The organism is Mesorhizobium neociceri (genome assembly GCF_013520985.1).
GTDB lineage: Bacteria > Pseudomonadota > Alphaproteobacteria > Rhizobiales > Rhizobiaceae > Mesorhizobium > Mesorhizobium neociceri.
In genome coordinates this window covers 1-12159 of the sequence record NZ_JACDTY010000045.1, presented here as the reverse complement: position 1 = coordinate 12159, position 12159 = coordinate 1, and the positions used below count along the sequence as shown (strand labels likewise).

The window sequence follows — 12159 nt, the reverse complement described above, 5'->3', positions numbered from 1 at the left end:
CGAGACCAGCGAGCGGAAGGCATGGAGCACGGGCGAATCACCGGCGTCGACTGCGATTCCGACTCTATGGACTCATTCGCACCGCCCGTGAATCCCGGCACCTGCACCAAATATGCGGAAGATCCCCTGATTGACGCTGCGCTCTCACTTTGATTGCCGCGCCGCACGATGGCAGGAGCAGGCAACGAAGATGAACTCCTGAACTCCTGCGGGTCGAGCGACATCAGCTTGGGCAGTTCAGGGTGTAATCGCGCGAGCGCAAGGTTACGCTGGTCTCGTCGGTGCTGATAGTTGTCCGCGAGGCCGTCCAACCAGATGATAGCTACTTGAGCAAGTACCGCGATCCGACGGGCATTTGAAACGGTGTCGGATCGCGAAAGCGGCGTAACACATTTTCAGATATGCGTGCCACATTGTTGACATAGCCGGCGTGCGGGAGACAACTGCCCCAAGCCACCGAGCCAACAGAAAAAACCGCGCCGCCTGCAGGCGTCTCAAAGAACGTCATATCGGCACGAACGGGCTCCCTTGGCGCATCATTCCACAGTCTGGTGAAATAGTTACCGCCCAATAGACGCTCGTACGAGCTCCCATGCTGCTCTGAGGAGGCTACCACGAGTGCATGCCTCGGTGTGCCTAGCTCTTCATCGACCACATCGATCTCAATCCCGGCGGCCCCGCCGTGAATACCGAAATCGCCGATTATTTCATCCTTTACACCCTCGAAAATGAAGCGAGCTCGGGGCTCGTCACCAGCGGCAGAGCGACGATAATAACTGCTACGATCGAATGCGTCAGTCAAATAGCCTACGCCTGACAAAGATTGTTCGGGTCTGCCTAGCTTCGACCACGAACCGCAGGGGCGGCCATTAAAACTACTGTAGGCTTCGCCGGCACCAAAGCGACCCCTTCCCGGACACCGCCGCCTGAGCTCAATCAGGCCTTTTCGTTGAGGATGGAAGTCAATCGCCCAGTAAAATCCGTTCCCCCCGAGGTACATAAGTCGCCCGCCTCTAGCGAGAAAGCCGTCGAGAGCCCGCAACATCGACAAGGACCAGTATTCGGGATGACTTCCGGTTACGAGTACCCGACACCCATCCAAAGCCGCTAAGCCTTCACGGTCCAGGTCTTCATCCGTCAGTGTCTGGTGATCTGGAGCAGCGTGAGCGAGCCAGCCAAGTAGGCAAAGATCAATTTGGAAGTTCCAAAGCCAGCCGCCGGGCTGTAGATTTAAGACTGGTCGGCGCAGGGACCCGATGCTCCGTTCGCTTCCATCGTCATGCGAATCGTAGAGCGATTTGCCAAGGCCAGGATGTTCAAAAACCAAAAGGTCGAGCGGTGTGTAAGAAGATACTAGACACCCAAAGCTATACTCAAGCGTTTGCTGCTGCACGGTCCAGTTCGCATAGGCCGCGTACGTTGCAGTTGGCGCCAGGAAGGCAACATCGCTGACAGCGTCAGCAGCTTTCCGCACAAAGAACGGAACAAAAAACTCTGCATCCGCGCCGCGCAGGCGCGCAGCGTAGCATCCACTAGGCCAATCGGTTGGCACGGTAAGCCTCAGGTCCTCCTGCCAGCCGGGGTTCTCAATGTCGTCGTGGTGAAAATGAGCCGCGCCATACTGCTCAGGTGCGCGGCGCCAATCCATGGTTGGGCTTTCCCAGCTCGATCCCTGAACGGCGCGGATAGGCCAATTGATGCATACGCCGTCATGACCAAAGCCTGAATGATCTAATACAATTTCCGACGCTGGCTCGCTTAGTAGATCCCAATCAGCTAGGCAGGGCCAGCTCAAAGGTTCCGACGGCTTACGTAAAGCCAAATCGCTGAGTTGTTCGAGCGACAGCGCCGCGGCCAAGATACGGGGACGCTCGATCTTGCCGTTGAAGTGATGGTAAGGAATTCCGCTGTTGTCGTCCCGTTCGGCCGCGATGAGAAGGCGACCATCTCCGCGTCCCGGTGCCTCCACTTGGTTCACGGTCACCGAGTCCGTGCCAACATGGTCATGCGTCCCGGAGGCGAGACGATGCGCAACAACCAGCAATTGACGGCGTTGGGCATCATAGCTCATCGCAACGAAGCTCCAGAGCCAAGGAGACAAGGGACTGAGCAGCCGGTAGATCCGTGGACCAACTGGGTCCCCGACGACTGCCGCCAGGCAACCGTCCGCCTCCAGCCGCAATGCTATCCCCCCATGTCCGCTAGGGGTCAGGGTACTGAGCAGGCATTGCGGTTGACCGGCAATAAGTGTTGGCATGATATTGGCACAAACGGTTACGGACCCAAGATCCGCCAAGCGCTGCGATCCGTTGACCTCGATGTAGGAGCCGGAACGAATGGCCTGCTCGCGCCCGGGATAGCACCTCGCCTCCGGCGCCGCGATGACGGACGGGCGAAATGGTGGCATCTCCGGCCCAGCATCGCAGCCGAGCAGCCGGACAAAGTCGCATTGAAAGCTGTCGGGTCTCAAACAGCTCACGGCGAAGCCGATGCTTTCGCCAGGTTTAACGCTGTCGCGGTCGGCATAAGCGAGAATCGCTGGGCGATCAGACGTCATCGCCACCCTCCTGGATTGCGAGCGGACCGATGAGGTGCTGCCAACGTTGCTTGAAAACCCAGCGCTCAACATCCTCGCGCGATCTAAAACGAACAGGCGCCATTTCAACCACCTGCCGGGGTACCTCCAGAGACCAGCGTGCAGCGTGCCACTCGTTAGAGGGGTCAGTCATAATCGCGATCCATTTGCCAGCCAGAGGCTGTGAGCGCATGACATCCAGAATAAAACGAAGCTCTGGGCTATGCCGGCCGAACGGCGCGTCCAAAAATTCGCGCATCAAGTCAGACCGAGAGGAAAACCTGGACAAGGCAGACCGTGCGGCGGCGGTACCGGCATTCTCAGGCGAATATTCCGATCGAGACTTCACGAGCTCAGCCCTCGACCCGTCGATCGTGATAGCGGGCCTCCCGGCTGAAAGGCTTCAAAGCTGTACATCTGAAGTTCCGCATCTTGCCCTTTTTTGCCACTTTAAAGCCTTGCTAGTGAGCTTCAGTCGCTAGGCGAGTTACGTCAAATTCAGATTGTAGATTCATGACATCTTGTTTTGAGATGAACTCAGTTCGGCGCAGGCTCTAATTCCGGCCGGGTTAATTTACTCGCGCTCAGCTTGGAGATTGGATGGCTTATAGGGGGTGCTTATTGTTTGGTGGCAATGCACGGGCCTCTGACAGCCATGAGCGAGCCATAGGCAAGTGGTCCTCCACGCAACTGATCGCGGACAATCAGCGGCAGCAGTGCCAGTATAGCGATGCTTGCCTGGCCAAAGAGGGTTCTGCTCGCGGTCACAGCCTTGATTGCCGAAGACATCGCCATGAAGCGCAGCCCATCGAAGTTCGCCGTGCTCATCGGCTCGCGCAGGAGAGGTGAGGTGCGAACCTTCCACTTGCAGCGCCATATGGTGACCAGAGGGACCAGGTAGCTGAGTGTGGTCAGGGCGAAAGCTGTCAGAAGCCCAAATGAAGCTACGACGATGCCGCCGAGCGCCAGGCCTACGGTCCGGACAGTATTGAAGCCGACCGAGAGCAAGGTGACCGCGGCGGGAACGTCGCGTCGGTCTACAATGTCGCTGACCGAGGCTTGCCAGGCGGGATCGTTGAGCGCGGCACCACTTGCGACCAAGAAGCTGAAGCCGAGGATCATCCACGGATCGACAAAGCTCAGAGCCGCAAAAGCGGTAAGCATCGCAGATGCTACCGCCATAAGACACCGACCGGCGAACATGACCCTGCGACGGCTGAAATTGTCGGCAATCGCCCCGATGAAGGCGGAAAAGATGAACGCAGGCAACGTCGCCGAAGCCAGGACCACAGCGACCATCAAATCGGAAGTCGACACTGTTGCCTCAGGCAACTGATGGCAACAGTCTGCATCAACCAGCCGAGCCTAGAGACCTGCGAGGCGAGCCAGATCGAACGAAAGTAGTGGTTCCTGAGCGGCGCAAACGTCGCTGGCGAACTTGCACCCTCATCTGCGCCCTCCACTTGCTCCGTCCTATTTCGCTTTGTCTACCCAGTCCGTTGGCTTGCATGAGCTGATGACAAAGCATCAGTTCTCGGGCTCGCATAGATGGCTCTATTGAGCCCGGCTGCGGCGTCTGCAATCCACTCAATCAGACTCTTACTGAAGCTGCGCGGGACGAGAAGGTCGCACTCGAGTGCGCTCCTGCGCAGCAGCAGGACCGGCACGCGATGGAGGCCGGTTTGGAGCGCCCGTCCCTCGGCTAGTGTCTCCCAATCCACCGCGACGCATCGCTCCAGCACATATTGAAGGCCCCTCCCGGAAAGCCGCAGCCGCACCCTTCCCTCGCCCAGCGGGAGCGCGCAGCCGAGTTTCGGATCGACATCGATAATAGGCGGCGGACCGTCCCAAAGCAGCCAGAACCGGCGTGGCGCAACGCGGATCACGAGCCAGCTGTCATGACGAGCGGTGTCGCCGACTTCGGTCGGCAGCGGCCCGCCCAGTATCCGGGGCAGTTCCGCCTCGAATTGCGCCATCGCCCCGTCCCAGGCCTCGAACTGGATGATCGCGCAGTCATCCGCCGCCATTTCGAACCCTGTCATGGTCGAACCATCAGCCATGGAGCCGCTCTCCCTTCGGGTCGAGGAATATGGGTGAGACTACCCGGGCCCGCACCGTCTGGCCCGTGATCGGATAAGCGGCGACGATCTCGGCACCCTCCACCGCTGATTCCCGGGCAAGTAGTCCGAGCCCCACCCAGACGTCGAGCGTGGGGCTGTATGTCGCCGAGGTGATGCGGCCGAGACCATGGCCCTGCATCGGCTCACCAGGCCTGAACAAGATTGCGCCGGCGTGCAACTGCCTCCCAGGTTCGACGCCGCGCAGCCCGACCAACCGCGGGCGGGTCGGGTCGCTGAAGGCCGCGCGGCGGCCGAGAACCTCCCCCACATAGCCGCTGCGCTTGCCCACCATGCGGCCGAGGCCTAGGTCGTCGAGCGTTGTCCTGCCGTCGATCTCCGGCCCCGCAACGTGGCCCTTCTCGATGCGCAGGGTGCCCAAGGCCTCGACGCCGTAAGGCTTCAGGCCGAAAGGCGCGCCGGCCTCCATCAGCCGGCACCACACCTCCGTGCCCAAGCTCGCGCCGACATAAATCTCGTAAGCCCACTCGCCGGAAAAGCTTAGGCGGATGATGCGCAGGCGCCTGTCGCGATATTTCTCTTCAAGCAGCCCCATATGTGGTAGCGCCTCATTTGAGATGTCTAAATCGGGAAACGCGGCGGCGAGGATATCGCGGCTGTTCGGACCCGCGACCGACATCGCTGCCCATTCGTCGGTGACCGAAGTCACCGAAACGCGAAGGTCGGGCCAAGCAGTATCGAGCAGGAATTCGAGCCGGGACATTACGTCCGCGGCCTTCGCGGTCGATGTCGTCATGAAGAAGTGCCGCTCACCGAGTCGGCTCGTGGTGCCATCGTCGAAGACGACGCCATCGTCGCGCAACATGATGCCATAGCGTGCGCGGCCGACCGGCAGCTTAGCAAAGGCGTTAACATAGACTCGGTCGAGGAATTCAGCCGCGTCCGACCCCTGTACGTCGATCTTGCCGAGCGTGGAGATGTCCATCAGGCCGGCCGCCTCGCGTACCAGCCGCATCTCCGCGACATAGGCCTCGTTTACGTCGCGGCCGGAAGCACGATAGAACCAAGGCCGCATCCAGAGCCCGCCCTCCAGCATCTCCGCGCCGTTGGCGACATGCCAGTCATGCATCGGCGTGCGCCGGATCGGCTTGTAATGATGGCCAATGCTGCGCCCAGCCAGCGCGCCGATAGCCACCGGCGTATAGGGCGGCCGGAACGTTGTGGTGCCAACTTCCGGAACCGCCATGCTGCGCAGGCCGGCCATAGCCGAAAGAGCATGGAAATTACTTGTCTTGCCCTGATCGGTGCCCATGCCTAGCGTGGTGTAGCGCTTCAGGTGCTCGACTGACTCGTAACCTTCGCGGTGCGCGAGAGCTATGTCTTGCGTCGTCACATCCATCTGTAGGTCGGCGAAGGCCTTGCCTGCGGCAAATTTCGCCCCTTTTTCGTCTCCCGCTCGGGTTCGGTTCGCAAACCACCTCTCCTCCGATCGATCGGGGCGATGATGCTCGGGGCACACGGTATGGCTCCCGTCATGTGCCCTCACAAAGTGGGGGAGAGGTGCCGAGCGAAGTGAGGCGGAGAGGGAGTTATCATGAGATCCTGCATCGATCTCAGTCAGTTCGAGCCCGACCGGCTGCTGGACTGATTTCGCTATGCCGCAGAACGCAGATGCCTCGGCCCCTGCACGATGCCCCTCCTCGATCGAGCCCCCTCTAGTGAAGCCTCCCGTCACAGCACCGGCCACGAACAGCCCCGCTCCGAGCTTTCCAGGAACGAAAGTACGCATGTCTTCGCGATAGACAGGCTTCACCCCGAGATGGGAGGTCAGATGCACGGTCGCCGACCAGCCGCCGGAGACTGCAACCAGGTCGCATTTGACCGTGGCCGGACCACCGGGTTCGGAAAGCGTAACAGCGCGTACGGAACGACTCCCCAAAGCATTGGCAATCCGCGATTTCGTGCGGACGGCGATGCCCCGGCGGCGCGCCTGTTCCAGAAGTTCATGTATCGGTTCGGCGCGGCCGTCAGCAATCGTCACCTCCGCCCCGGCTGCCGCTAGATCGAAGGCTGCTCTGTAGGCGCTGTCGTTGTCGGTCGCAACCACCACCCGCGTCCCCGCCAGTACTGCAAAGCGGTTCAGATAGACCCGCGCCGCGGAGGCCAGCATGATGCCGGGCCGATCGTTATTGGCGAACGTAAGCGGCCGCTCAAGCGCCCCAGACGCATAAACGATCGATTTCGCTCGCAGAAGTAGTAGTGTCTGGCGCGCTTGCCCTTGTTTCGGATCGGCGGTTCCGGAGCCGTGCCGCTCCACGAGCCCGAGCACATTGCCGTCATAAGCGCCAAACGCCGTGGTGCGCGTCATCAAGGAGACATTCGGCATTTCGGCGAGCCGAGCGAACATTCCGGAAAGCCAGGCCACGGACTCAGCGTCCGCCGGATCCGACAGAAGCGAGCCGCCAGGCGCAAAATCTTGTTCAATCAGGACCACTCTGGCGCCGGCCCCGCCCGCCGCGAGCGCGGCGGAAAGCCCCGCCGGGCCGCTGCCGACTACCGCGACGTCGGCGAAGAGATGGCGGACGTCGTAGCGATCCGGATCGGGCTCCTCTCCCGCACGGCCGAGCCCCGCCGCCTTGCGGATGAAGTGTTCATAAAACATCCAGGCCCGCCGTGTCGGACCCATGAAGGTCTTGTAATAGAACCCTGCCGACAGGAAGGGCGCAAACAGTCCGTTTATGCCCTGGGCGTCGAAGTTGAGCGACGGCCAGCGGTTCTGACTTTCGGCAACCAGCCCTTCAGCCAGTTCCACCGTCGTAGCCGCTCGGTTGGGTTCGCGGCGACCGCCCGTTCCCAACGTCACGAGCGCATTCGGCTCCTCAGGCCCGGCTGAGTAGATGCCGCGCGGCCGGTGATACTTGAAGCTGCGGCCGACGAGGCGGACACCGTTCGCCAGCAGCGCCGAGGCGAGCGTGTCGCCGCGAAAACCGGTTATCGCCCTGCCGTCGAAGGTGAATTCGATTTGCTGCGAGCGGTCGATCCGCCCACCTATAGCAAGCCGCCTCATGCGCGCGTCTCCCGAGCGAAGAGGATCGAAGCGATGGCATGGCTCCGCGTGTCGCGCTCGACGACCAGCCATTGCCGGCAGCCGATCACGTGCTGCCAATATTCGCGATGCAGCCCGGCCGGGTTCTCGCGCACGAAGACGTAACGGTACCAGGCTTCGAAATCCGGATCGTCATAGGCTGGCCGATTCGCTGAGGCATCTCCGCCGTAGCGGAACTCGTCGTGGTCGCGCGGCCCGCAGCAGGGACATTCGATGCGCAGCATGATCTTTCCGTCTCTCGATTATTGTAGCCAGGCGAATGGGCCGGCGCCTGCCTCGTCGATCGTGCGACCGGTGCGGAAGCGATCGAGCCGATAGGCGGCGGTGAGCGGATGGGCTTCGCCCTTGGCGAGCGTATGCGCAAAGCACCAGCCCGAAGCGGGTGTGGCCTTGAAGCCGCCGTAACACCAGCCGCCGTTGAGGTAGAGACCGTCGACGGGCGTCGGGCAGATAATCGGGCTCGCGTCGGGCGTCATGTCCATCACGCCGCCCCAGTGCCGCAAGATACGCAGCCGCGAGATGCAGGGCATCATCGCGATCGAAGCCTCGGCAACCTCGCGAACGACGCCAAGATTGCCGCGCTGCGCATAGGAATTATAGCCGTCTAGGCCCCCGCCAAAGACCAGTCCGCCCTTGTCCGACTGGCTGACATAAAAGTGGTCGGCACCATAGGCGACAACGTGGTGGACCAGTGGCTTGATCGGTTCGGTCACGAAAGCTTGCAAGATATGGCTTTCGATCGGCAGTTCGAGGCCGGCCTTCCGGGCGAGCACCGAGGTGTGCCCCGCCACCGCAAGCCCCACTTTTGCGGCGGCGATTCGGCCCCTCGTTGTCTCGACGCCGACGATGCGGTCCCCGTGACGGACGAAGTCCGTCACCTCGCAGCCTTGGATGATGTCGATGCCATGGGCGTCGGCTGCGCGGGCGTAGCCCCAGGCCACGGCGTCATGGCGCGCGGTGCCCGCTCGGCCCTGAAGTATCGCGCCGTGAACCGGGAACAGCGCCTTCTCCGAAAAATTAAGATATGGCACCATCCGGCGCACCTCCTCGCGATCAAGCAATTCGGCGTCGATCCCGTTTAGCCGCATGACGTTGGCGCGATAGCCGAAAGTGTCGAATTCGCCGGGCGAATTGGCGGTCAGCAAAAAGCCGCGTTGCGAGAACATCACGTTGAAATTGAGCGACCGCGACAGGCCCTCCCACAGCTTCATCGAAAATTCGTAGAACTGGGTATTGCCGTCAAGCCGATAGTTCGACCGGACGATTGTGGTGTTTCGGCCGACGTTGCCGCCGCCGATATAGCCCTTCTCCAGCACGGCCACATTGCGGACGCCGTGGTTCTCGGCCAGATAGAAAGCGGTCGCCAGGCCGTGCCCGCCGCCACCCACTATAACTACATCATAGGCCGACTTGGGATCGGGCGCCCGCCAGACACGCCGCCAGTGCCTTTGGCCCGTAAGCCCATTTCGAAGGATGGAAAAAGCCGAATAGCCGCGCATGCCGATCCTACTATTTGACGAAGGCGTCGGGGTAAGTTGCAGAAGGTTTCCCCGCGCCCCGCTTGGTGATGCGGACAGATTCGGACATCGCGATGCCCCAGTCCTTTAGCCAGACACGGATGGCTGTGAACCCAGTCTTTATGATTTCACTAACATAGATCATTTCGGTCTCAGCCCCGCCGGCCCGAATAGCAGCTTGGTCGTCATAGAAAAATGCGCCATTGCCAAGGGCGAGAAGGACATCTTTGATCTGCATGCACTTCACCTTGCGTCACGGGCGGACAGTTCGAACCAATTACATGTCACTATGCGCCACTTGGCGTGGGACTCACCAACATAAAGTCACGAACAGTACCATCGCGTTTTCAGATGACAGAGGACGGCGCCGCGTGAGAGACTGAGAAGTCGCCGAAAGCGACGCAGTTGTTGCGCGAATACCATCAAATGACGCTCGGCATGGCAACGTATTGAGTAAGATGAAAGCGTTTACACTCGCGGTTGGAAAACACTCCCACGCTCCCTGTCGGCGAGGCTCAATTTGCCAGTGATGTTGCGAAGGACGATTGGCGGCCTCTTTGCGTCACGATGCCAATCGCCGCTGATGAAATGTGCGCCTCGCTCCCTCGACAAGTTCAGTGAACAGGTTTGCTCCATTCGACGAATTCCAAACGAGCTACCGGACGACAAGTCGACAGTCTTCATCATACTGGGATTTCCCAAGATAGGACCGTCTAAGAAGAGCTCGTCGTCCGAAGCTCTAACCATTCGCTCAGGTTTAAACTGCCGCGCTCTCGGCCTCTGCGGCCATTGATCGAAACTCATCGGCGCTGTACTCACCGAGTTGCTCTAACAACCTTGGCCACGCAGAAAGGCCTTCCATCAAAGACGCCAACCGGAAGAATTCGTTAGGCGCATGAATATCCTCATCCGGCAGGGCAAATCCGAACATGAGCGTTTGAAGTCCCAACAACTCCTGGAATATCACAGTGATGGGAATGGAGGCGCCCAGCCGGACAAGCGCCGGCTCTTGACCGGTGGCCTCAGACAAGACTTTTTTTGCCGCAAGCACAAGTGGATGCTCGGTAGGGAGGTTGAAAGCTTTGCTCCCAGTTCCCGGGTCGTCGATCGAGAGCTCGACGTCCCGGGGGCAAACGGTGCACAGATGAGCCTTCAGCGCGTCTGAGGCCTCGTCAGGGTCCTGACCGGGGACGATCCTCAACGATAGCTTAGCGTGGGCAGTACTTGGGATCACTGTTTTGCTGCCGAACCCGGTGTAGCCTCCCCACATTCCGTTTACGTCCAAGGCCGGTCGAAGCGTTAGCTGCTCACGTATCGAAAAGCCATGTTCCCCGTGAGCGCGCGCCCCAATGTTCTCGACGAACGCGGCCTCGTCGAAGGGAAATCTGGCTGTATCAGCTCGGGCATTCACAGAGACGGAAGGGAGAGCCGCCAGCAATCCCGGGATTGCAATCGCGCCATCCTCGTCATGTAACGAAGCGATAATCTTCGCCATCTCATGTGCGGCGTTCCGGACCGCGCCGCCGTAACGACCAGAATGAAGGTCCTTGTCGGCGGTTCGGATTGATATCTCAAACTCAACAATTCCGCGCGAGCCGACGTTTATCGTTGGGATTTTGGGATGCGCTCGCGCGCCATCAGCGGATATCATTCCGTCAGCCTGGAGCAAATCGCCGTACCGCTGCACAATCGGCCGCAGACTAGGACTGTTGGTTTCTTCCTCCCCCTCCAAAAAGACTTTCACATTCACGGGGCAGGCACCCCGGAGTTTCAGAAATGCGGCGATTGTTTCGAGCGCGATTGCAGTCGAGCCTTTAACGTCAGATGCCCCACGAGCGTAGAGCCGTCCGTCGCGGATGGTTGGTTCAAAAGGTGGAGTTACCCAAGCTTCTGCCGGGTCGGGGGGTTGAACATCGTAGTGTCCATAGATGAGCAAAGTAGGTTTCCCGGGGGCCCCGTTCCAAGCTCCGTAAACCGCTGGGTGACCACCGCCATCGAGAAGTTGGACATCGCTCAAGCCCATGCGCTCGAGCCAGCTTACTAGAAACGCTTGTGCGTCCAGCATTCCTCCTATGAATGCTGGGTCTGTGCTCACGCTTGGCAGCCTCAAGAAGGCGCAAAGTCTATCCACGATTTCGCTCTGGCGACTGAGTAGGTTTTGAACGATTGTATCTACATGCATGGTCTTCTCCTGACGCTCTCCGGAAAGGACGCCCCGCCCGCTAAGGCGAGCACTCATTCTTTTTGTTGGTCGATTCGAACGTCACGTGATTCTGTTGCGGTCGCCTTCCTAGGCGACGGGTGCTTACTCCGCCAACGAATGCACGCCAAGCTTTTCGGCAAGTTGGGAAGATCACATCAAATACTACATCACCTTTATCCATGATGGCTATCAACTCGGCTATCTCTTCATGCCTTGGCTCATTGGGGATCGAAGAACGTGCCGTTCGACTCCAAACAACACTGCGCCCGATCGTGCTTTCGCACTGCCTCTCTTCTTCCCCGGATGAAGGCACCTCGCTTGCGTTTCGCGGCAGCGGCGGGACGACGGCACTTGAGGCGATGAGACCCTCATGCCCCCTGCGGAGCCAAGCATCACCAGACTGTAAGAGCCGCAGGTGCGTCTAAATGTCTAAATCGACGAGCACGGGCGGCAAGCGATCTTCGCAAATCGAACCCGTCGGTACTTGATCCGGCCATCGGGCGCATCAACGCAGTGCGACAAGGCCGCAGCCTTTCTGCGGCCTCAAGAGCACCCCGTTATCAGAGGAGTCCTGTGAATGGTTTGCGTGTTAGGCCACCGACGAAGAATTCAACCATGGAGGTATAATCAAACACGGGAAGGTCAGTCGCCTCTTGAACCGCAGCCGCGTATGGTCCCAG

At 60.0% G+C, this 12159-nt stretch carries 8 protein-coding genes and 1 pseudogene; all 9 read right to left on the bottom strand.

The window, feature by feature from the left end; all coding sequences use genetic code 11:
* Positions 1-322: 322 nt before the first annotated feature.
* The 9 genes and pseudogenes from H0241_RS35090 to H0241_RS35050 all read right to left on the bottom strand — a co-directional run bounded on the left by H0241_RS35090 (position 323) and on the right by H0241_RS35050 (position 11458).
* Positions 323-2557: a N,N-dimethylformamidase beta subunit family domain-containing protein gene (locus H0241_RS35090; protein ID WP_181062265.1), complete on the bottom strand. Its 2235-nt coding sequence runs from the start codon at positions 2555-2557 to the stop codon at positions 323-325.
* Positions 2547-2834: a hypothetical protein gene (locus tag H0241_RS35085; RefSeq protein ID WP_181062264.1), complete on the bottom strand. Its 288-nt coding sequence runs from the start codon at positions 2832-2834 to the stop codon at positions 2547-2549. Before H0241_RS35085 ends, H0241_RS35090 begins: the two co-directional genes overlap by 11 nt.
* A 392-nt stretch (positions 2835-3226) precedes the next feature.
* Positions 3227-4038: pseudogene (locus H0241_RS35080) on the bottom strand (MFS transporter); the annotation flags it as partial.
* Positions 4039-4062: 24 nt separating this feature from the next.
* Positions 4063-4635, bottom strand: a complete 573-nt coding sequence (locus H0241_RS35075) for an aminomethyltransferase family protein (protein WP_181062263.1) — start codon at positions 4633-4635, stop codon at positions 4063-4065.
* Complete coding sequence (locus H0241_RS35070; protein WP_181062262.1) at positions 4628-7720, bottom strand: sarcosine oxidase subunit alpha family protein; 3093 nt, start codon at positions 7718-7720, stop codon at positions 4628-4630. Before H0241_RS35070 ends, H0241_RS35075 begins: the two co-directional genes overlap by 8 nt.
* Positions 7717-7983, bottom strand: a complete 267-nt coding sequence (locus tag H0241_RS35065) for a sarcosine oxidase subunit delta (RefSeq protein ID WP_181062261.1) — start codon at positions 7981-7983, stop codon at positions 7717-7719. Before H0241_RS35065 ends, H0241_RS35070 begins: the two co-directional genes overlap by 4 nt.
* A gap of 18 nt (positions 7984-8001) precedes the next feature.
* On the bottom strand, positions 8002-9258 hold the full coding sequence (locus H0241_RS35060; RefSeq protein WP_181062260.1) for a sarcosine oxidase subunit beta family protein: 1257 nt from the start codon (positions 9256-9258) through the stop codon (positions 8002-8004).
* A gap of 10 nt (positions 9259-9268) precedes the next feature.
* A complete protein-coding gene (locus H0241_RS36555; protein ID WP_407941796.1) occupies positions 9269-9514 on the bottom strand; it encodes a hypothetical protein in 246 nt (81 codons plus the stop codon).
* Between the two features lie 519 nt (positions 9515-10033).
* Positions 10034-11458 carry a M20/M25/M40 family metallo-hydrolase gene (locus H0241_RS35050; protein WP_181062259.1) on the bottom strand — a complete coding sequence of 475 codons (1425 nt, stop codon included), beginning with the start codon at positions 11456-11458 and terminating at the stop codon, positions 10034-10036.
* Positions 11459-12159 lie beyond the last annotated feature (701 nt).